28 protein-coding genes and 1 tRNA gene are annotated in these 18,188 nt (G+C 64.4%); 1 reads left to right on the forward strand and 28 read right to left on the reverse strand.

Annotated elements, in window-relative coordinates:
• Positions 1–16 precede the first annotated feature (16 nt).
• The 3 genes from secF to yajC all read right to left on the reverse strand — a co-directional run bounded on the left by secF (position 17) and on the right by yajC (position 3,388).
• Complete coding sequence (gene secF / locus ACSQ2F_RS18235) at positions 17–1,048, reverse strand: protein translocase subunit SecF (RefSeq protein ID WP_436025408.1); 1,032 nt, start codon at positions 1,046–1,048, stop codon at positions 17–19.
• Positions 1,049–1,084: 36 nt separating this feature from the next.
• Positions 1,085–2,974 carry a protein translocase subunit SecD gene (gene secD, locus ACSQ2F_RS18240; RefSeq protein WP_436025410.1) on the reverse strand — a complete coding sequence of 630 codons (1,890 nt, stop codon included), beginning with the start codon at positions 2,972–2,974 and terminating at the stop codon, positions 1,085–1,087.
• Positions 2,975–3,052: 78 nt separating this feature from the next.
• A complete protein-coding gene (gene yajC / locus ACSQ2F_RS18245; RefSeq protein ID WP_436025412.1) occupies positions 3,053–3,388 on the reverse strand; it encodes a preprotein translocase subunit YajC in 336 nt (111 codons plus the stop codon).
• A 285-nt stretch (positions 3,389–3,673) separates the two neighbouring features.
• On the opposite strand from yajC, the gene ACSQ2F_RS18250 reads away from it, so the two are divergent.
• A complete protein-coding gene (locus tag ACSQ2F_RS18250; RefSeq protein ID WP_436025414.1) occupies positions 3,674–4,831 on the forward strand; it encodes an ABC transporter substrate-binding protein in 1,158 nt (385 codons plus the stop codon).
• A gap of 130 nt (positions 4,832–4,961) precedes the next feature.
• Here ACSQ2F_RS18250 and ACSQ2F_RS18255 read toward each other — a convergent pair.
• From ACSQ2F_RS18255 to rplP, 25 genes are all read right to left on the reverse strand, one after another.
• A tRNA-Met gene (locus tag ACSQ2F_RS18255) sits at positions 4,962–5,038 on the reverse strand.
• Between the two features lie 41 nt (positions 5,039–5,079).
• The gene (locus tag ACSQ2F_RS18260; RefSeq protein ID WP_436025416.1) at positions 5,080–5,865 is read right to left on the reverse strand and encodes an ABC transporter permease; all 786 of its coding nucleotides are present in this window, start codon (positions 5,863–5,865) and stop codon (positions 5,080–5,082) included.
• 10 nt (positions 5,866–5,875) lie between these two features.
• Positions 5,876–6,793, reverse strand: coding sequence for an ATP-binding cassette domain-containing protein (locus ACSQ2F_RS18265; protein WP_436025418.1), 918 nt, complete (start codon positions 6,791–6,793; stop codon positions 5,876–5,878).
• 312 nt (positions 6,794–7,105) lie between these two features.
• Positions 7,106–7,501 (reverse strand): 50S ribosomal protein L17, encoded by a 396-nt coding sequence (rplQ, locus tag ACSQ2F_RS18270; protein ID WP_436025420.1) that lies wholly within the window; start codon positions 7,499–7,501, stop codon positions 7,106–7,108.
• Positions 7,502–7,615: 114 nt separating this feature from the next.
• Entirely contained in the window at positions 7,616–8,602 is a 987-nt protein-coding gene (locus ACSQ2F_RS18275; RefSeq protein WP_436025422.1) for a DNA-directed RNA polymerase subunit alpha, read from the reverse strand.
• Positions 8,603–8,750: 148 nt separating this feature from the next.
• Positions 8,751–9,374 (reverse strand): 30S ribosomal protein S4, encoded by a 624-nt coding sequence (gene rpsD, locus ACSQ2F_RS18280; protein WP_436025424.1) that lies wholly within the window; start codon positions 9,372–9,374, stop codon positions 8,751–8,753.
• Between the two features lie 171 nt (positions 9,375–9,545).
• Positions 9,546–9,947 carry a 30S ribosomal protein S11 gene (gene rpsK / locus ACSQ2F_RS18285; RefSeq protein ID WP_056668469.1) on the reverse strand — a complete coding sequence of 134 codons (402 nt, stop codon included), beginning with the start codon at positions 9,945–9,947 and terminating at the stop codon, positions 9,546–9,548.
• A 17-nt stretch (positions 9,948–9,964) separates the two neighbouring features.
• Entirely contained in the window at positions 9,965–10,327 is a 363-nt protein-coding gene (gene rpsM, locus ACSQ2F_RS18290; protein ID WP_436025426.1) for a 30S ribosomal protein S13, read from the reverse strand.
• Positions 10,328–10,359: 32 nt separating this feature from the next.
• A complete protein-coding gene (rpmJ, locus tag ACSQ2F_RS18295) occupies positions 10,360–10,473 on the reverse strand; it encodes a 50S ribosomal protein L36 (protein WP_011830995.1) in 114 nt (37 codons plus the stop codon).
• A gap of 89 nt (positions 10,474–10,562) precedes the next feature.
• Positions 10,563–10,781, reverse strand: coding sequence for a translation initiation factor IF-1 (gene infA / locus ACSQ2F_RS18300; RefSeq protein ID WP_009855680.1), 219 nt, complete (start codon positions 10,779–10,781; stop codon positions 10,563–10,565).
• Positions 10,782–10,841: 60 nt separating this feature from the next.
• On the reverse strand, positions 10,842–12,152 hold the full coding sequence (secY, locus tag ACSQ2F_RS18305; RefSeq protein ID WP_436025430.1) for a preprotein translocase subunit SecY: 1,311 nt from the start codon (positions 12,150–12,152) through the stop codon (positions 10,842–10,844).
• A gap of 26 nt (positions 12,153–12,178) precedes the next feature.
• Positions 12,179–12,610 (reverse strand): 50S ribosomal protein L15, encoded by a 432-nt coding sequence (gene rplO, locus ACSQ2F_RS18310; protein WP_436025432.1) that lies wholly within the window; start codon positions 12,608–12,610, stop codon positions 12,179–12,181.
• A gap of 14 nt (positions 12,611–12,624) precedes the next feature.
• Complete coding sequence (rpmD, locus tag ACSQ2F_RS18315; protein ID WP_085749147.1) at positions 12,625–12,825, reverse strand: 50S ribosomal protein L30; 201 nt, start codon at positions 12,823–12,825, stop codon at positions 12,625–12,627.
• A 22-nt stretch (positions 12,826–12,847) separates the two neighbouring features.
• The gene (rpsE, locus tag ACSQ2F_RS18320; RefSeq protein WP_436025434.1) at positions 12,848–13,366 is read right to left on the reverse strand and encodes a 30S ribosomal protein S5; all 519 of its coding nucleotides are present in this window, start codon (positions 13,364–13,366) and stop codon (positions 12,848–12,850) included.
• A 30-nt stretch (positions 13,367–13,396) separates the two neighbouring features.
• Positions 13,397–13,762 (reverse strand): 50S ribosomal protein L18, encoded by a 366-nt coding sequence (gene rplR, locus ACSQ2F_RS18325; RefSeq protein WP_436025436.1) that lies wholly within the window; start codon positions 13,760–13,762, stop codon positions 13,397–13,399.
• Positions 13,763–13,774: 12 nt separating this feature from the next.
• Positions 13,775–14,308 carry a 50S ribosomal protein L6 gene (rplF, locus tag ACSQ2F_RS18330; RefSeq protein WP_436026875.1) on the reverse strand — a complete coding sequence of 178 codons (534 nt, stop codon included), beginning with the start codon at positions 14,306–14,308 and terminating at the stop codon, positions 13,775–13,777.
• A 16-nt stretch (positions 14,309–14,324) separates the two neighbouring features.
• Positions 14,325–14,720, reverse strand: a complete 396-nt coding sequence (rpsH, locus tag ACSQ2F_RS18335; protein WP_436025438.1) for a 30S ribosomal protein S8 — start codon at positions 14,718–14,720, stop codon at positions 14,325–14,327.
• 27 nt (positions 14,721–14,747) lie between these two features.
• Positions 14,748–15,053: a 30S ribosomal protein S14 gene (gene rpsN / locus ACSQ2F_RS18340; RefSeq protein WP_436025440.1), complete on the reverse strand. Its 306-nt coding sequence runs from the start codon at positions 15,051–15,053 to the stop codon at positions 14,748–14,750.
• Between the two features lie 8 nt (positions 15,054–15,061).
• On the reverse strand, positions 15,062–15,601 hold the full coding sequence (gene rplE / locus ACSQ2F_RS18345) for a 50S ribosomal protein L5 (protein ID WP_436025442.1): 540 nt from the start codon (positions 15,599–15,601) through the stop codon (positions 15,062–15,064).
• A gap of 10 nt (positions 15,602–15,611) precedes the next feature.
• Positions 15,612–15,956 (reverse strand): 50S ribosomal protein L24, encoded by a 345-nt coding sequence (gene rplX, locus ACSQ2F_RS18350; RefSeq protein WP_056668501.1) that lies wholly within the window; start codon positions 15,954–15,956, stop codon positions 15,612–15,614.
• Positions 15,957–16,002: 46 nt separating this feature from the next.
• Positions 16,003–16,371 (reverse strand): 50S ribosomal protein L14, encoded by a 369-nt coding sequence (gene rplN, locus ACSQ2F_RS18355; RefSeq protein WP_056668504.1) that lies wholly within the window; start codon positions 16,369–16,371, stop codon positions 16,003–16,005.
• Between the two features lie 278 nt (positions 16,372–16,649).
• Positions 16,650–17,165, reverse strand: a complete 516-nt coding sequence (locus ACSQ2F_RS18360; protein WP_436025445.1) for a peroxiredoxin — start codon at positions 17,163–17,165, stop codon at positions 16,650–16,652.
• 114 nt (positions 17,166–17,279) lie between these two features.
• On the reverse strand, positions 17,280–17,555 hold the full coding sequence (gene rpsQ / locus ACSQ2F_RS18365) for a 30S ribosomal protein S17 (RefSeq protein WP_436025447.1): 276 nt from the start codon (positions 17,553–17,555) through the stop codon (positions 17,280–17,282).
• The gene (rpmC, locus tag ACSQ2F_RS18370; RefSeq protein ID WP_056668511.1) at positions 17,552–17,752 is read right to left on the reverse strand and encodes a 50S ribosomal protein L29; all 201 of its coding nucleotides are present in this window, start codon (positions 17,750–17,752) and stop codon (positions 17,552–17,554) included. Before rpmC ends, rpsQ begins: the two co-directional genes overlap by 4 nt.
• 18 nt (positions 17,753–17,770) lie before the next feature.
• Positions 17,771–18,187, reverse strand: a complete 417-nt coding sequence (rplP, locus tag ACSQ2F_RS18375) for a 50S ribosomal protein L16 (RefSeq protein WP_436025450.1) — start codon at positions 18,185–18,187, stop codon at positions 17,771–17,773.
• Between the last annotated feature and the right edge of the window lies 1 nt (position 18,188).

Genomic DNA, 18,188 nt, shown 5'->3' on the forward strand with positions numbered 1-18,188 from the left:
GGACGAGGTGTTAACTCTACACCACCGCCCCGGCGTTGGGGTCGTCCGGATCCAGGTCCTTGTTGACCGGCTTGGCCAGGTCTTCCCGCTTCACGCCGAGCCACATGGCGATGGCCGCAGCCACGAACACCGACGAGTAGATGCCGAACAGGATGCCGATCGTCAGGGCGACCGCGAAATAGTGCAGCGTCTGGCCGCCGAAGAGCAGCATGGACACGACCATCAGCTGGGTGCTGCCGTGCGTGATGATCGTGCGGCTCATCGTGCTGGTGATGGCGTGGTCGATCACCTCGGGCGTGGTCATCTTGCGGTATTTGCGGAAGGCCTCCCGGATCCGGTCGAAGATGACGACCGATTCGTTGACCGAGTAGCCCAGCACCGCCAGAACCGCCGTCAGCACCGTCAGCGAGAACTCCCACTGGAAGAAGGCGAAGAAGCCCAGGATGATGATCACGTCGTGCAGGTTGGCGATGATCGCCGACACGGCGAACTTCCACTCGAAGCGGATCGCCAGGTAGATCATGATGCCGATCACCACGAAAGCGAGCGCCATCGCCCCGTCCTGGGCGAGTTCCTTGCCGACCTGCGGCCCGACGAATTCACTGCGCTGGAACGTCACCGGCTCGGCATCGCCCACCCGGCACTCGGGGCGGCTGATCTCCTCGCCCTTGGGGCTGATCACCTGGCGGGTCGAGACGGTGCCCTGCTCGGCGGTGCACACGGCGCCGAACACCTGGCCGACCAGTTCGGACTGCTTGACGCCCTCGCGCAGCGGCACGCGGATCAGCACGTCACGCGAGGTGCCGAAGTTCTGGACCTGGACGTCGCCCAGCTTCAGCGCCTCGACCGATTCCCGCACCTTGTTGATGTCGGCAGGCTGCTGGTACGCCACTTCGATGACCGTGCCGCCGGTGAACTCGATCGACAGGTGCAGGCCGCGGGTGACCAGGAAGAACACGGCCGCCAGGAAGGTGACGGCGGAAATGATGTTCAGCACCAGCGCATGCCGCATGAACGGAATGTCGCGGTGGATGCGGAAGAACTCCATGGGGATCCTCTGTGAGCTTTGTTCTTGGAGAGGGACTCAGCCCTTGGCGGCCACGTCGGTGCCGGCCGCCGACGGCGGCATCCACACCTGGCCGATCGACACGCTCTTGAGCTTCTTCTGGCGCCCGTACCAGAGGTTCACCAGGCCGCGTGAGAACAGCACGGCGGAGAACATGGAGGTCAGGATGCCGATGCAGTGCACCACGGCAAAGCCCTTGACGGGACCGGAACCGAACACCAGCAGTGCGATACCGGCGATCAGCGTGGTGACGTTGGAGTCGAGGATGGTGGCGAAGGCGCGCTCGTAGCCGGCGTGGATCGCAGCCTGCGGCGAGGCCCCGGCGCGGAGTTCCTCCCGGACCCGTTCGTTGATCAGCACGTTGGCGTCGATCGCCATGCCGAGCGTCAGCGCGATGGCGGCCATGCCCGGCAAGGAGAGGGTGGCCTGCAGCATCGACAGCACGGACACGAGCAGCAGCAGGTTGAACGCCAGGGCCAGCGTGGAGAACACACCGAACAGGCGGTAGTAGAGGCACATGAAGACCGCGATGCCGGCAAAGCCATACAGCACGCTGTTGAAGCCCTTGCCGATGTTCTCGGCACCGAGGGTCGGGCCGATGGTCCGCTCCTCGATGATTTCCATCGGAGCGGCCAGCGAACCGGCGCGCAGCAGCAGGGCGGTGTCGGTGGCTTCGACCGAGGTCATGGCGCCGGAGATCTGCACCCGGCCGCCGCCGATCTCAGAGCGGATCACCGGCGCGGTGACGACTTCGCCCTTGCCCTTCTCGAAGAGCAGGATGGCCATGCGCTTGCCGATGTTGTCGCGGGTGATGTCCTTGAAGATGCGCGAGCCGGCGGCGTCGAGCGTCAGGTTGACGGTGGCCTCGTTCGTCTGGCTGTCGAAGCCCGGTTGGGCGTCCGTGAGGTTCTCACCGGTGAGGATCACCTGTCGCTTGACGATGATCGGGCGGCCGCCGCGCTCCAGGTAGCGCTCGGTGCCGAAGGGCACGGGACCGGAGCCGCTGGCCGCGGCGGTGGCCTCGACGCTGTCGTCGACGAGGCGGACCTCCAGGGTGGCGGTGCGGCCGATGATGTCCTTCGCCTTGGCGGTGTCCTGCACGCCGGGCAGCTGCACGACGACGCGGTCCAGGCCCTGCTGCTGGATGACCGGCTCGGCGACGCCCAGCTCGTTCACCCGGTTGTGCAAGGTGGTGATGTTCTGCTTGACGGCGGTTTCCTGCACCCGGCGCGCAGCCTCGGGCTTGAGGGCGCCGGCGAGCTTCAGGTCGCTGCCTTCGGCGACCTCGGTCCAGGCCAGGTCGGGCAACTGGTCGGCCAGCAGGCCGCGGGCCGCTTCCAGCGTCTGGCGGTCGCGGAACCGCACCTCGACGTTGTTGCCTTCGCGCGTGATGCCGGCATGGCGCAGGTTCTTGTCGCGCAGCATGCTGCGGATGTCGCCGCTGAGCGCCTCCGCGCGCTTGGTCAGCGCGGCCTTCATGTCGACCTGCATCAGGAAGTGAACGCCGCCACGCAAGTCGAGGCCGAGGTACATCGGCAGCGCGTGGATGGCGCTCAGCCAGGCGGGCGAGCGTGACAGCAGGTTCAGGGCGACGATGTAGCTCGGGTCGCTCGGATCCGGATTCAGGGCCCGTGACAGCGCGTCCTTGGCCTTGAGCTGGGTGTCGGTGTCGGAGAAGCGCGCCTTGACCGAATTGCCCTCGAACTGGACCATGTCGGCGCGCACGCCGGCATCGGTGAGGATCTGGCTGACGCGTGACTCGAGCGAGGCATCGAGCTTGAGGGTGGCCTTGCCACTGCTCACCTGCACGGCAGGCGCTTCACCGAAGAAGTTGGGCAGCGTGTAGAGGAAGCCCACCAGCAATGCGATCGCAAGGATCGCGTACTTCCACCAAGGGTAGCGGTTCATGACGGCTCTTTCGCGGAAGGTTCCGCAGGGGCGCGGCGGCCCCGCCCAGAGGGCGGCCGCCGGCACCGGGTGAATGGGTTACTTGACGGTGCCCTTGGGGAGCACTTGCACGACGGCCGCACGCTGCACCTGGACTTCGACGCCGGTGGCGATTTCGACGTAGAGGTAGTTGTCGCCGGTCTTGGTGACCTTGCCAAGCACCCCGCCGCCGATGACGACCTCGTCGCCCTTGGCGATGGCGTCGATCATGGCCTTGTGCTCCTTCTGCCGCTTCATCTGCGGGCGGATCATGACGAAGTACAGCACCACGAACATCAGCACGATGGGCAGCATGCCGGTCAGTCCGCCGAAGGGCGACTGGGAGGCCGAGGTGGCGGCCGGCGCGGCCTGGGCAAAAGCTTCGGAAATGAACACGGGGGATCCTCTTGTTAGGGCCGCGCCGCCTTGGGGCGTCGCGTGCGGAAAAGCGGTCGATTGTATGTCGCTCGCCGCGCTCGGACCACGGGGGCGGCCCGCGGGTTCCGCTGTCTCGTATTTGCCCGCGCGCAGGGAGTGTCCCGACGCAATTCGTGAAATCCTCTGTAATAGGCGGTCGACCCTGCCCCCGGCCGTCGCCTACGTGACCGACACTTCGGTCGCGCGACCTTAGCGTCGCGCACACCATTGCAAAACGCCGCCCGCCGGCCCCGGAAAGACCACATGCACCGCAGATCGTTCATCCAGACCACCGCCACCACCGTTGCCACCCTGGGAACCGGCGCCTGGCCGCTGGCCTCGCTGGCGGCCGAGGAACCGATCACGGCCAAGCAGATCACCATCGGCTCCACGCTGGCCCTGTCGGGCATGCTGGGCGGCGCGGGCAAGGAGCACGTCGCCGGCATCAACGCCGCCTTCGCCGCCGTGAACGCGACGGGCGGCATTCATGGCCGCACGCTGCGGCTGGTCGCGCTGGACGACGCCTACGTGCCCCAGCGCACCGCCGAGAACGTGCGCAAGCTGCTGGCTGACGGCAACGCCTTCGCGTTGATGTCCGTCATGGGGACGGCCAACAACGCCACCATCGTCCCCCTGGTGGAAAAGGAAGGCATTCCGCTTGTCGGGCCGATCACCGGTGCGGCGTCGCTGCGCAACAAGGCGCAGCGCTACGTCTTCCACGTCCGTCCCAGCTACAGCGACGAGACCGAGCACGCCCTGACCCTGATGTCGAAGATGGGGCTGCGCGACATGGCGGTCGTCTACCTCGACAACCCGTTCGGCAAGGAGGTGCTCGCCGACGCCCAGCGCGTCCTCGGCCAGCTCAGCATGCGTCCGGTGGGCGCCTTCGCCCTGGCGGGCGACGGCAGCAACGGCGAGGAGATCGCGCGCAAGGTGATCGAGAGCAAGGCCGGGGGTGTCTTCCTCGCCACGACCGGCGCTGCCACGACGTCGTTCGTCGTTCCGCTGCGCGCCCGCATGCCGGCGCTGCCGATCGCCGGTGTCTCGGTGGCGGTGATTCCGACCGAACTGCCCAAGCTGGGCGACGGCATCAAGGGTGTCGCGGTGGCCCGCGTCTTCCCCTTGGCCGACCAGATGAAGATCGGTGTCGTCCGCGCCTTCCAGGCCCAGTTCAAGACGGCCACCGGGTTGATCGGCAGTGGTTCGGCGCTTGAGTCATGGATCAACGCACAGCTGCTCATGGAAGGCCTGCGCCGCGCCGGCCGCGACGTCACGCGTGACCGCTTGCGCGCGGCACTCGGCAGCGTGCGTCAGCTGGAACTCGGCGACCTGACCGTCGGCTTTGCCGGCACCGCCCCTTTCGTCGCGTCCAGCCGGGTCGACATGACGGTGTACGGCGACAAGGGGCGCGTGATCTCCTGATGCCCGGCCGCGGGTGAGGCGCTCGCGTCTCACCCTGCGCCGATGGCGCGATGTGCGGCGGAAACAAAAAAGCCAACCCTGCGGTTGGCTTTTTGCTCGGCCGGCCGGCGCTTGGCACCGACCTTGAATTTGGTTGCGGGGGCTGGATTTGAACCAACGACCTTTGGGTTATGAGCCCAACGAGCTACCAGACTGCTCCACCCCGCGACTGAGCCTGTGACTATAGCACAGCTTTTGGATGCTGCCAATCATTTAAAGAAACGTCTTCGTGTCAGCACGAGGGAGACGTAGTAGCCGAGCACGGCATAGGCGCACAGCACCGCCACCGGGACCAAGGGGCGCGCGGGCAGTTCACCGATGACAAGCGGTCGAACCAGGGCCACCGCGTGCGTCAAGGGCAGCACCTGGGCCAGCCACTGCAGGGGCACGGGCATCTGGCTGAGCGGGAAGTAGACGCCCGACAGGAAGGTCATCGGCGTCATCACCAGGGTGAAGTAGTAGGTGAAGAAATCGTAACCGCGCGCCAGGGCATTGAAGATGAGCGCGATGGCGGCGAACGTCAGCCCGACCAGCCAGAGCACGGGCAGGGCGAGCAGCATCGTGGGCTCACGGCTGATGCCCAGCACGAACAGCACCGCCAGGATGGCCGCGACGGTGAACATGGACTTGATGGACGCCCACAGGAGCTCGGCAAAGACGATGTCGTCCAGGGCGATGGGAGCATTCATGATGCTCTCCCAGGTCTTTTGCACCTCCATTCGCGAGTAGGCCGAATAGAGGGCCTCGAAGGTGGCCGCCAGCGCGCAGCTCACCGCCACGCTGCCCGAGGCCAGGTACAGGATGTAGGGCAGGCCCTCGACGCGCCCGATCATCGAGCCGAGGCCGTAGCCGAACGCCACCAGCGTGATCAGCGGCTCGGCGATGTTCCCGATGACGCTCGGGACGGCGAGCTTGCGCCAGACCAGCAGGTTGCGCAGGACGACCGGCCAGAAACGGGTGGTCAGTCGAGGGAGGGCGTGAATGTGGATGGTCATGGTGGCGGGCTCACTCGTCACGGATCTGGCGGCCGGTCAGCTTGAGGAAGAGGTCCTCCAGGTTGGCCGGGCGGTGCAGCACGCGCAGGGACTTCACCGGCGACAGCGCCTGCAGCAGGGGCGCAGGGTCGCGCAGGTAGAAGAACACCGTCTCGCCGCGCGTCTCGACGCGATCGGCGAGCGAAGTGTGCCGGGCAGCCGCATCCAGCGCGCCATCGCCATACACCTCGACCACGTCGCTCTCCAGGTGCTGGGCGATGAGGCCACGCGGCGTGCCCTCGGCGATCTTGCGGCCATGGTCCAGCACGATGAGGCGGTCGCACAGCCGCTCGGCCTCGTCCATGAAGTGGGTCGTCAGCAGGATGGCCTTGCCTTGCTGCAGCAGGTTCTGCAACCGCTCCCACATGACGTGACGGGCCTGCGGATCGAGCCCGGTCGTGGGCTCGTCCAGCAGGAGCAACTGGGGGTCGTTGATCAGCGCTCGGCCGAGGCTCAGGCGCCTCTTCATGCCCCCCGAGAGCTCACCCGGCTTGGCATTTGCCTTCGACTGCAGCGCTGCGAACTCGAGCAGGCGTGGAATGCGCTCGTTGATCGTCGCGGCGTCGAGGCCGAAGTACCGTCCGTAGACGCGAAGGTTCTCCGCGCACGTGAAGTCCGGGTCCAGGCTGTCGAACTGCGTCACGACACCCATGCGCTTCTTCGCCTCACGCACCTGGTCGGGAATCTGCAGCCCGAAGGCTTCGATGCGCCCGCCGTCCGGACCGACGAGCCCGAGGCACATCCGGATGGTGGTCGTCTTGCCGGCCCCGTTCGGGCCGATCACGCCCAGGCACTCGCCCGGCTGGATCTCGAGCGACAGACCGTCGACGACGGTGTTGCCGCCAAAGGCCTTGCGAAGTTCGGTGATGCGGAAGATGGGTGCGGGCATGGGATCGGAGTGTGCCCAAAGGCGCGGGCCCCGGCGCGTGCAGGGCATTGGTCCGTCGTGCTCCTGCGACGCGCGCGGATGCGTCCCGGCGGCGGCAGGCGTCGCAGCGTCCGGTTCACTCTTGCGCATTCCATGGCCATGCCGGGGCGGGCGCTACCGGCCGCCTGATCGAGGTGAAGGCGGACTCGGCCCTGCCGCCCGGAAGCTGCCTGACCTGCGAGGACACGCGCCCGCGGGCCGCGGCTCGCGGTTCGCCAATGCAAAAGGGCCAGCATGCGCTGGCCCTTCGGCAGGTACACGGTGGTACCGTGCTTACTCGGCTGCGGTGTCTTCCGCGGCTTCGGTCGGTTCCGGACGGTCGACCAGCTCGACGAAGGCCATCGGCGCGTTGTCGCCGACGCGGAAGCCCATCTTCAGGATGCGGGTGTAGCCGCCCGGACGCGCGTTGTAGCGCGGGCCAAGGACATTGAACAGCTTGGTGACGACGTCACGATCGCGCGTGCGGTCGAAGGCGAGGCGGCGGTTGGCCAGCGTCGGCTCCTTGGCCAGGGTGATCAGCGGCTCGACAACGCGACGCAGTTCCTTGGCCTTGGGCACGGTAGTCTTGATGGCCTCGTGCGTGATCAGGGAGTTGGTCATGTTGCGCAGCATCGCCAGGCGGTGCGACGACGTGCGGTTCAGCTTGCGAAGGCCATTACGGTGGCGCATGGTGCATTTCCTTTGAGTTTGAGACCGGCAGCCGTATCAGGTACTGCCGGGGCACCGCGTGGCACGAGGCCACGCCGTTGGAGGAGCCCGATCGCTCGGGCGCCGGGGGAGCGATTATCGCTTGTCGAGACCTTGCGGCGGCCAGTTCTCGAGGCGGGCACCCAGCGTGAGGCCACGCGATGCCAGGACTTCCTTGATCTCGTTCAGCGACTTGCGGCCGAGGTTCGGGGTCTTGAGCAGTTCGGTCTCCGTGCGCTGGATCAGGTCGCCGATGTAGTAGATGTTCTCGGCCTTCAGGCAGTTGGCCGAACGAACCGTCAGCTCGAGCTCGTCGACCGGGCGGAGCAGGATCGGATCGAACTGCGTGCTGCGCTGTGCCGGCTGGTCGAAGGCGGCGATCTCGCTGCCCTCGAGCTGCGCGAACACGGCGAGCTGCTCGACGAGGATCTTGGCCGACGCGCGGATGGCTTCCTCGGGCGTGATGGCGCCGTTGGTCGCGATTTCCATCACGAGCTTGTCCAGGTCGGTGCGCTGCTCGACACGGGCGCTTTCGACGGTGTAGCTCACGCGCGAAACCGGCGAGAACGAGGCGTCGAGGACGATGCGACCGATCGACTTGGTCGGCTCGTCGCCGTAGCGGCGCATGTTGCCCGGCACATAGCCGCGGCCCTTCTCGACCTTGATCTGCATGTCGAGCTTGCCGCCCTGGGCCAGGTGAGCGATCACGTGTTCCGGGTTGATGATCTCGACGTCATGCGGCGTCTGGATGTCGCCGGCCGTGATCGGGCCCTCGCCTTCCTTGCGCAGCACGAGCGTGACTTCGTCGCGGTTGTGCAGACGGAACACCACGCCCTTGAGATTCAGCATGATGTGGACCACGTCTTCCTGCACACCGTCAACGGTGGAGTACTCGTGGAGCACACCGGCGATGGTGACTTCCGTGGGCGCATACCCGACCATCGACGACAGCAGCACGCGACGCAGCGCGTTGCCGAGCGTGTGACCATAGCCCCGCTCGAACGGCTCGAGGGTGACCTTGGCGCGGTTGCCGCCCAGCGGCTCCACATTGATGGCTTTGGGTTTGAGCAAGTTTGTTTGCATGAGGTCTTTCTTTCAATACCCTCGGCTCGTTACACCGATAAGGCTGAGGGACCAACCGGAGCGGTTGGCACCGCTGCCGAACGAGGAAAACAGAGTCGGCCGCGATCCGTTGCCCCGCAGGGCAACTGGATGGCGGCCAGCGCGACGATCAGCGCGAATACAGTTCGACGATCAGGGCTTCCTTGACGTCGGAGGCGAACTCGTCGCGGTCCGGCGTCTTCTTGAACACGCCTTCGAGCTTGCTGGCGTCGACCTGAACCCAGGCCGGCATGCCGTGCGACTCGGCCAGCTTCACGGCGTCGACGATGCGCAGCTGCTTCTTCGACTTCTCGCGGACGGCCACGACGTCACCCGGCTTGACCTGGTACGACGCGATGTTCACGACCTGGCCGTTCACGGTGATCGCCTTGTGCGACACCAGCTGACGACCTTCGGCACGCGTGGAGCCGAAGCCCATGCGGTACACGACGTTGTCGAGGCGGGACTCAAGCAGGGCCAGCAGCGTGGCGCCAGTGTTGCCACGGCGACGCTCGGCTTCGGCGAAGTAGCGGCGGAACTGGCGCTCGAGCACGCCATACATGCGCTTGACCTTCTGCTTCTCGCGGAGCTGCAGGCCGAAGTCGGAGGTGCGCGAACCCGAAGTGCGGCCATGCTGGCCGGGCTTGGCTTCGAACTTGACCTTGTCGCCGATCGGGCGGCGGGCGCTCTTCAGAAAGAGGTCGGTGCCTTCGCGGCGGGCGAGTTTGCCAGTGGGGCCGAGATAACGTGCCACGTGATGTCCTTGTTCAATCTGACGCGTGCGTCGGGCAGTGCCGATCAGCTCGCGCGAGTCTGGCGTGTGTTGTTCTGGGCGCTCAGACGGTGGGCTTAATGAAACCTTGCGGCTTCAACGGAGACGCCGGCAAGCACACGAGGTGATTGCCGGCGAGGGAAGAGCTGACGATCAGATGCGACGACGCTTCTGGGGACGGCAGCCGTTGTGCGGAACCGGCGTCACGTCGGAGATCGAGTTGATCCGGATGCCGAGGGAAGCCAGCGCACGGACCGACGACTCACGACCCGGGCCCGGGCCCTTGATCTTGACGTCGAGGTTCTTGATGCCTTGTTCCTGGGCGGCACGGCCAGCCACTTCGGCGGCGACCTGCGCTGCGAAGGGGGTCGACTTGCGCGAGCCCTTGAAACCCTGGCCACCGCTCGAAGCCCAGGACAGGGCGCCGCCTTGGCGGTCGGTGATCGTGATGATCGTGTTGTTGAACGACGCGTGAACGTGGGCAATGCCGTCGGCAACGTTCTTGCGGACTTTCTTGCGCACGCGCTGGGCGGCGGTATTCGGTGCTTTAGCCATATCGACCTTCTCTCAAATCACTTCTTGACCACGCCAGACTTGCGCGGGCCCTTGCGGGTGCGAGCATTCGTCTTGGTGCGTTGGCCACGAACGGGCAGGCCACGGCGGTGGCGGAATCCACGGTAGCAGCCGAGGTCCATCAGACGCTTGATGTTGATCGACATCTCGCGGCGAAGGTCACCCTCGATGGTCATGCGACCGATTTCTTCACGGATCTTTTCCAGATCGGCATCGGTCAGGTCCTTGACCTTGCGATCGAACGGGACACCGCATTGGGCGCAGATCTTCTGCGCGGTCGTGCGGCCAATCCCGTAGATGGCGGTCAGACCAATCTCGGTGTGCTTCTGGGGCGGAATGTTGATACCAGCAATACGTGCCATGTGCGTCCTCTATTCGCTTTGTCGAAGGCGGCTCAGCCTTGGCGCTGCTTGTGGCGCGGATCGGTGCAGATCACGCGGACCACACCCTTGCGACGGATAACTTTGCAGTTCCGGCACATCTTTTTGACTGATGCAGCAACTTTCATGCTCTTCTCCTAGGCCTTCTTTCAGACCGCTTCAACAATTCAATACGTGTGATCCGCAGGCGTGAGCCCGTTCCGGGTCACCTGGGGGCTCACTTCGCCCGAAACACAATCCGTGCGCGGCTCAGGTCGTAGGGAGTCAACTCCACCGTCACCTTGTCGCCCGGCAAGATCCGGATGTAGTGCATCCGCATCTTTCCTGAAATATGACCCAGCACCACATGCCCGTTTTCCAACTTCACGCGAAACGTGGCATTCGGGAGATTCTCCAGAATCTCGCCCTGCATCTGAATGACGTCGTCTTTCGCCATCGCGTTGACTCGTTATATGCGGTACTCGGTCAGCTCACTGTTGTCGAAAGGCCCATGCCTTCAGCTCGACTTGAAACTCGCCTTCTTCAGCAGCGACTCATACTGCTGGCTCATCACGTACGACTGAACTTGCGCCCAGAAGTCCATGGTGACCACCACCAGGATCAGCAGCGACGTGCCACCGAAGTAGAACGGCACGTTGTACTTCAGCACCAGGAACTCGGGCAGCAGGCACACCGCCGTGATGTACACCGCACCGGCCAGGGTCAGGCGGGACAAGATGCGGTCGATGTGACGCGCCGTCTGGTCGCCCGGCCGAATGCCCGGAATGAACGCGCCGCTCTTCTTCAGGTTGTCGGCCGTCTCACGGCTGTTGAACACCAGGGCCGTGTAGAAGAAGCAGAAGAACACGATCGCCGCAGCGTAGAGCATCACGTAGATCGGTTGTCCCGGCGACAGCATGCCCGCGATGTCCTTCAGCCAGCGCAGGCTGTCGCCCGTGGCGAACCAACCCACGATGGTTGCCGGCAGCAGGATGATCGACGACGCGAAGATCGGCGGAATCACGCCCGACATGTTCAGCTTCAGGGGCAGGTGCGACGACTGACCGCCATACACCTTGTTGCCGACCTGTCGCTTCGCATAGTTCACGAGGATCTTGCGTTGACCGCGCTCGACGAACACCACGGCGTAGGTCACGGCCACCACGAGCACGGCGATGAACAGGAACACCGGAGCGCTCATCGCACCGTTGCGCACCAGCTCGAACAGGCCGCCAATCGCACCGGGCAGGCCGGCGGCGATGCCACCGAAGATCAGGATCGAGATGCCGTTGCCCAAGCCACGCTCGGTGATCTGCTCACCCAGCCACATCAGGAACATCGTGCCGGCCACCAGGCTCACGACTGCCGTGACACGGAAGCCGAAACCGGGGTTGATGACCAGACCAGCCGAGCCTTCGAGCGCCAGCGCGATGCTCAGCGACTGGAACAGCGCGAGACCCAGCGTGCCGTAACGCGTGTACTGCGTGATCTTGCGACGGCCGGCCTCGCCTTCCTTCTTCAGCGCCTCGATGGACGGCACCACGTAGCCCATGAGCTGCATGATGATCGATGCCGAGATGTACGGCATGATGCCCAGCGCGAAGACGGTGAAGCGCGACAGCGCACCGCCCGAGAACACGTTCAGCAGGCTCAGGATCCCGCCCTGCTGACCCTTGAACATCTGCTGCAGCGCCACCGGATCGATCCCGGGCACGGGAATGTGCGCGCCGATCCGGTACACCACGAGCGCGAGCAACAAGAAAACAAGCCGGCGACGCAGGTCGCCAAACTTGCCACTCTTGGCCAGCTGATTCGGGTTGGTTGCCACTGAAGCGGGTCCTGTGACGAGCGGGATTAAGCCAGCGAGCCGCCGACGGCTTCGATGGCGGCCTTGGCACCAGCCGTCGCGCCGATGCCCTTGAGCACGACCTTCTTGGTCAGTTCACCGGTCTTGATGACCTTGACGACCTTGGCGATCTCGCCCACGAGCTTGGTCTGCTTGAGCGTCAGCAGGTCGACTTCGTCGAGGCCGAGGGCCTCGAGGTCAGCCAGCGTGATCTCGGCGTTGTACTTCAGCGAAGCGGACTTGAAACCACGCTTGGGCAGGCGACGCTGCAGCGGCATCTGGCCGCCTTCGAAGCCCACCTTGTGGTAGCCACCGGCGCGCGACTTCTGGCCCTTGTGCCCGCGACCTGCGGTCTTGCCCAGGCCCGAACCGATCCCGCGACCGACGCGGCGCTTGGCGTGCTTGGCGCCAGCTGCCGGTTTGATGGTATTGAGTTCCATGTTCTTTTCTCCGCTCAGAGCACTTTGACCAGGTACGAGACCTTGTTGATCATGCCGCGAACCGCGGGCGTGTCTTCGAGTTCAGATTCGCTGTTGAGCTTGCGCAGGCCCAGACCGCGCACCGTGGCACGGTGCGACTCGCGGGTGCCGGCAATGCTGCGCACCAGCTTGATCTTGAGGGTCGCGCCGCTCTTGGCGTTTTGCTTGTCAGTCATTGCAATTCTCCGATCGGGCCGCTCAGCCGAAGATCTCTTCGACCGTCAGACCACGCTTGGCCGCGACTTCTGCCGGCGTGTGCGTGTTCTTCAGCGCGTTGAGCGTCGCGCGAACGAGGTTGTACGGGTTCGGCGAACCGAGGCTCTTGCAGACGATGTCCGTCACGCCCATCACTTCGAAGACCGCGCGCATCGGGCCGCCGGCGATGATGCCGGTACCTTCGGGAGCGGGCATCATCAGGACGTGCGAAGCGCCGTGCTCACCGACCACCTTGTGGTGGATCGTGCCGTTCTTCAGCGAGACCTTCACCAGGTTGCGGCGAGCGGACTCCATTGCCTTCTGCACGGCGACGGGAACTTCCTTCGCCTTGCCCTTGCCCATGCCGATGCGGCCATCGCCATCACCGACCACGGTCAGCGCAGCGAAGCTCAGCGTGCGACCGCCCTTCACCACCTTGGTGACGCGGTTCACCGCGATCATCTTTTCCTTCAGGCCGTCGTCGTTGCCTTCGGTCTGCGCACGGGGTTGAAACTTTGCCATTTCGAATTCCTTGGTCGTTGCGCTGCGCGCTTAGAACTGCAGACCGGCTTCACGGGCCGCGTCGGCCAGCGCCTTCACGCGACCGTGGTACGCGAAACCTGCACGGTCGAACGCCACCTTCTCGACGCCTGCGGCCTTCGCCTTCTCGGCGATGCGCTTGCCGATCACGGCAGCGGCGGCGACGTTGCCACCCTTGCCAGCAGCGCCCAGTTCCTTGCGGATGTCGGCTTCGGCGGTCGAGGCACTGGCCAGCACGCGGGCGCCGTCGTCGGAGATGACGCTGGCGTAGATGTGCAGGTTCGTGCGGAACACGGTCAGGCGGGCAACGCGTTGCTTGGCAATGCGTGCACGGGTCTGGCGGGAGCGACGAACGCGCTGATCTTTCTTGTTCAACATGTCATGCGCTCCTTACTTCTTCTTGGTCTCTTTGATCACGACCTTTTCATCCGCATAGCGGATGCCCTTGCCCTTGTAGGGCTCCGGAGGACGGATCGCACGAACCTCGGCAGCGATCTGGCCGACGACCTGGCGGTCGGAGCCCTTGATCACGATTTCGGTCTGGGTCGGGCAAGCGACGGACACGCCAGCGGGCATTTCCTTGCTCACCGGATGCGAGAAACCGATCTGAAGGTTCAGCTTGGAGCCGGCGGCAGCAGCGCGGAAACCCACGCCGACGAGCGTCAGCTTCTTCTCGAAGCCCTTGCTCACGCCGTTGACCATGTTGGCCACCAGCGCGCGGTACGTGCCGGACATCGCGTCGGCCTCGACCGAATCGTTGGCCGGTGCGAACAGCAGCTTGCCGTCTTCGCTCTTGACCGTCACCAGGCCGTTGAGCGGACGCACCAGCGTGCCCAGCGAACCCTTGACGCTGATCTGATCAGCCTTGATCGCCACGTCCACACCTTGCGGCACGGCGATCGGCATTTTTCCTACGCGGGACATTTGTTCTACCCCTTCCTTAGGCGACGTAGCAAAGGACTTCGCCACCGATACCGGCTTGGCGTGCCTTGCGGTCCGTCATCACGCCCTTCGGCGTCGTGACGATGGCCACACCCAGACCGTTCATCACGTTCGGGATGTCGTGCCGGCCCTTGTAGATGCGCAGGCCGGGACGGCTGACGCGCTCGATGCGCTCGATCACCGGGCGACCAGCGTAGTACTTCAGCGCGACTTCCAGCTCCGGCTTGGCGGGCTCGCCACGCACTGCGAAGTTCTCGATGTAACCCTCGTCCTTCAGGACCTGGGCAATGGCCACCTTCAGCTTCGACGACGGCAAGCGCACGGTGGCCTTCTGGACCATCTGGGCGTTGCGGATGCGGGTCAGCATATCGGCGATAGGATCACTCATGCTCATACGGATATCTCCTGATCGTCGTGCCGATTACCAGCTGGCCTTGACAATGCCCGGGATGTCGCCCTTGAAGGCGAGTTCACGGATCTTGTTCCGGGCCAGGCCGAACTTGCGGAACGTGCCGCGCGGACGCCCGGTCAGTTCGCAGCGGTTGCGCTGGCGGGTGGGGTACGCATTGCGGGGAAGCTTCTGCAGCTCGAGACGGGCAGCGTAGCGCTCCTCGTCGCTCTTCTTGGCGTCGTTGGCGATGCCCTTGAGTTCCGCGTACTTCTTGGCGTACTTGGCAACCAGTTGCTCGCGCTTCAGTTCGCGCTGAATGAGGGAAGTTTTAGCCATGGGCCGCCTCAGTTCTTGAAGGGGAATTTGAAGGCCGCGAGCAGTGCCTTGCACTCCTCGTCGTTCTTCGCCGACGTCGTGATGCTGATGTTCAGACCACGCAGCGCATCCACCTTGTCGTACTCGATCTCGGGGAAGATGATCTGTTCTTTGACGCCGATGTTGTAGTTGCCACGGCCGTCGAACGAGCGGCCGGAGATACCACGGAAGTCGCGCACGCGCGGCAGGGCGATCGTGACGAAGCGGTCCAGGAATTCGTACATCTGGACGCCACGCAGGGTGACCATGCAGCCGATGGGCACGCCGTCACGGATCTTGAAGCCGGCGATGGCCTTCTTGGACTTGGTGACCACAGGCTTCTGGCCGGCGATCTTGGTCAGGTCGCTCACGGCGTGTTCCATGACCTTCTTGTCCGAGACCGCCTCGCTCACACCCATGTTGAGCGTGATCTTGGTGAGGCGCGGCACTTCCATGCTGGACTTGTAGCCGAACTTCGCTGTGAGGTCGGCCACCACTTTCTCGCGGTAGTACTGTTGCAGACGAGCCATGACGGACCTCTTATGCCTTGATTTCTTCGCCGCTCGACTTGAAGACGCGAACCGCCTTCTCCTTCGTCTTGCGGGACTGCTGGTCGGCGTCGCTCAGCAACTTGAATCCGACGCGATCGGCCTTGCCGGTCGCCGGGTTGTAGATGGCGACGTTGGACTGATGGATCGACAAGGTCTTGTCGACGACGCCACCGGTCGTGCCCTTCATGGGGTTCGGCTTGACGTGCTTCTTCACGACGTTCACGCCCTCGACGACGATGCGATCCTCGTCGACGCGTTGCACGACTGCGCCACGCTTGCCCTTGTCGCGACCTGTCAACACGATGACTTGGTCGCCTTTGCGAATCTTGTTCATAAGCTGTCCTTCAACCGGCTCGATGCTGACCTGTAGGCCCGGCGAATTAGAGAACCTCGGGGGCCAGCGACACGATCTTCATGAAGCGCTCGGTACGCAGTTCACGCGTGACCGGGCCGAAGATGCGGGTGCCGATGGGTTCGAGCTTGGCGTTGAGCAGCACGGCGGCGTTGCCGTCGAACTTCACCAGCGACCCATCTTGACGACGCACGCCCTTGGCAGTGCGCACGACCACGGCGCTGTAGATTTCGCCCTTCTTGACGCGACCACGCGGGGCAGCTTCTTTGATGCTGACCTTGATGACGTCGCCAATACCGGCGTAACGACGCTTGGAACCGCCGAGCACCTTGATGCACATGACGGACTTCGCACCAGTGTTGTCCGCGACGTCAAGCCGCGATTGCATTTGAATCATGTTCAGTCCCCAACTTGGCCACAAACGCTTTCATGACCACCATGAAAGCCGCTGCGATCAGTCTTGGGCCCGTCAGATCACCTCGAGGAGGATCACTGTTTGGGCGGAGCCGACTCCGGACATGCACCGTGCGCGGGACCGGTGTTGCAGCCCGACTGATGCAGCCAGAAATTCGGCGAAGCTTTAGATTGTGCAACGCCTGGGCGGCGATGTCAACCACCTATTGAGAAGTTTCGCAAGGACCACCCGCCTGGCCGGCGGATCGTCCTCGCGACGACTCATCCCCGGAGGGCTTGCGCCTGCTGAAGCAGGGTGTCGGCGTCGGACACCTCGAACTTGCCCGGCGCCTCGACATTCAGTGCGCACACCACTCCGTCACGTACGAGCATGGAATAGCGCTGCGAGCGCAGGCCCATGCCACGCGCGGTGAGGTCGAGTGTCAAACCGGTGGCGCGAGTGAAGTCGGCGCTCCCGTCGGCCATCATGCGGACCGCGCCGGCGGTCTTCTGCTCGCGACCCCAGGCACCCATGACGAAGGCGTCATTGACAGAGACGCACCACACTTCATCGACCCCTGCAGCCTTCAGCTCGGCGGCACGACGCACATAACCCGGCACATGCTGCGCGGAGCAGGTGGGAGTGAACGCCCCGGGGAGGGCAAAGATGGCGATCGTCTTGCCCGCGCTCGCCGTCTCGATGTCAAAACTGTTGGGTCCCAGGGAGCAGCCGCCCCCTTCGACCTCGATGAACTCCTGCAGACTGCCCGTGGGCAGCTTGTCACCAACCTTCAGCATGCGACCTCCTTCGTGAAATGAAAAAACGGCCGGGTGCCGAACTTCGGCAACCGACCGTCATCATGCCGCTTCCGCGGAAAGCCCCGACGGGGCATTCCCGCAGACGCGTGGAGCTCAGACCTCGCGGGCCTTCTCCACCAGGCGGGTGACCGTCCAGGCCTTGGTCTTGGAAATCGGACGGCACTCCGAGATCTCGACCACGTCGCCCATCTTGTACTCGCCCTTTTCGTCGTGCGCGTGGTACTTGCTCGTCTTGGCAACGATCTTGCCGTAGAGCTCGTGCTTGGTGCGACGCTCGATCAGGACCGTGATGGTCTTGCTGCGCTTGTCGCTGACCACGCGGCCGACGAGCGTCCGGGTGTTTTTCTCAGTGGCTTGCGTGGCATTCATTTCGCGGCCTCCTTCTTCTTCTGGGCCAGGATGGTCTTGGCACGCGCGATGTCGCGACGGGTGTTGCCCAACGTGGTGTGGTTGGTCAACTGCTGGGTGGCCTTCTGCATGCGCAGCCCGAAATGGGCCTTGAGCAGATCCGCCACTTCCTTTTCAAGGCCGGCGACGTCCTTGGCGCGAAGTTCAGATGCTTTCATGTCTTTCTCCGGTTGGGCTCAAGCGCCCACCTGGCGGGACACGAAGACCGTGCTCAGCGGCAGCTTGGCCGAAGCCAGCTTGAACGCCTCACGAGCCAGCTCTTCAGGCACGCCGTTGATTTCGTAGAGCACCTTGCCCGGCTGAATCTCAGCCACGTAGTACTCGGGGTTGCCCTTGCCGTTACCCATCCGGACTTCGGCGGGCTTCTGCGAGATGGGCTTGTCCGGGAAGATGCGGATCCAGATGCGGCCGCCACGCTTCACGTGACGCGAGATCGCGCGGCGAGCCGCTTCGATCTGGCGCGCGGTGATGCGACCGCGCTCGGTGGCCTTGAGGCCGAAGTCGCCGAAGGACACCGCGGCGCCACGGGTGGCGACGCCGGTGTTACGGCCCTTTTGTTCCTTGCGGAATTTTCTGCGTGCGGGTTGCAGCATG

The sequence above is a fragment of the Rhizobacter sp. LjRoot28 genome, from assembly GCF_964253025.1.
Lineage (GTDB): Bacteria > Pseudomonadota > Gammaproteobacteria > Burkholderiales > Burkholderiaceae_C > Rhizobacter.

Coding starts and splice junctions, on each gene's coding strand:
- secF (WP_436025408.1), bottom strand. CDS start 1,048: ATGGAGTTCTTCCGCATCCACCGCGACATTCCGTTCATGCGGCATGCG.
- secD (WP_436025410.1), bottom strand. CDS start 2,974: ATGAACCGCTACCCTTGGTGGAAGTACGCGATCCTTGCGATCGCATTG.
- ACSQ2F_RS18250 (WP_436025414.1), top strand. CDS start 3,674: ATGCACCGCAGATCGTTCATCCAGACCACCGCCACCACCGTTGCCACC.
- ACSQ2F_RS18260 (WP_436025416.1), bottom strand. CDS start 5,865: ATGACCATCCACATTCACGCCCTCCCTCGACTGACCACCCGTTTCTGG.
- ACSQ2F_RS18265 (WP_436025418.1), bottom strand. CDS start 6,793: ATGCCCGCACCCATCTTCCGCATCACCGAACTTCGCAAGGCCTTTGGC.
- rplQ (WP_436025420.1), bottom strand. CDS start 7,501: ATGCGCCACCGTAATGGCCTTCGCAAGCTGAACCGCACGTCGTCGCAC.
- ACSQ2F_RS18275 (WP_436025422.1), bottom strand. CDS start 8,602: ATGCAAACAAACTTGCTCAAACCCAAAGCCATCAATGTGGAGCCGCTG.
- rpsK (WP_056668469.1), bottom strand. CDS start 9,947: ATGGCTAAAGCACCGAATACCGCCGCCCAGCGCGTGCGCAAGAAAGTC.
- rpsM (WP_436025426.1), bottom strand. CDS start 10,327: ATGGCACGTATTGCTGGTATCAACATTCCGCCCCAGAAGCACACCGAG.
- rpmJ (WP_011830995.1), bottom strand. CDS start 10,473: ATGAAAGTTGCTGCATCAGTCAAAAAGATGTGCCGGAACTGCAAAGTT.
- infA (WP_009855680.1), bottom strand. CDS start 10,781: ATGGCGAAAGACGACGTCATTCAGATGCAGGGCGAGATTCTGGAGAAT.
- rplO (WP_436025432.1), bottom strand. CDS start 12,610: ATGGAACTCAATACCATCAAACCGGCAGCTGGCGCCAAGCACGCCAAG.
- rpmD (WP_085749147.1), bottom strand. CDS start 12,825: ATGACTGACAAGCAAAACGCCAAGAGCGGCGCGACCCTCAAGATCAAG.
- rpsE (WP_436025434.1), bottom strand. CDS start 13,366: ATGGCAAAGTTTCAACCCCGTGCGCAGACCGAAGGCAACGACGACGGC.
- rplR (WP_436025436.1), bottom strand. CDS start 13,762: ATGTTGAACAAGAAAGATCAGCGCGTTCGTCGCTCCCGCCAGACCCGT.
- rplF (WP_436026875.1), bottom strand. CDS start 14,308: ATGTCCCGCGTAGGAAAAATGCCGATCGCCGTGCCGCAAGGTGTGGAC.
- rpsH (WP_436025438.1), bottom strand. CDS start 14,720: ATGAGCATGAGTGATCCTATCGCCGATATGCTGACCCGCATCCGCAAC.
- rpsN (WP_436025440.1), bottom strand. CDS start 15,053: ATGGCTAAAACTTCCCTCATTCAGCGCGAACTGAAGCGCGAGCAACTG.
- rplE (WP_436025442.1), bottom strand. CDS start 15,601: ATGGCTCGTCTGCAACAGTACTACCGCGAGAAAGTGGTGGCCGACCTC.
- rplX (WP_056668501.1), bottom strand. CDS start 15,956: ATGAACAAGATTCGCAAAGGCGACCAAGTCATCGTGTTGACAGGTCGC.
- rplN (WP_056668504.1), bottom strand. CDS start 16,371: ATGATTCAAATGCAATCGCGGCTTGACGTCGCGGACAACACTGGTGCG.
- ACSQ2F_RS18360 (WP_436025445.1), bottom strand. CDS start 17,165: ATGCTGAAGGTTGGTGACAAGCTGCCCACGGGCAGTCTGCAGGAGTTC.
- rpsQ (WP_436025447.1), bottom strand. CDS start 17,555: ATGAATGCCACGCAAGCCACTGAGAAAAACACCCGGACGCTCGTCGGC.
- rpmC (WP_056668511.1), bottom strand. CDS start 17,752: ATGAAAGCATCTGAACTTCGCGCCAAGGACGTCGCCGGCCTTGAAAAG.
- rplP (WP_436025450.1), bottom strand. CDS start 18,187: ATGCTGCAACCCGCACGCAGAAAATTCCGCAAGGAACAAAAGGGCCGT.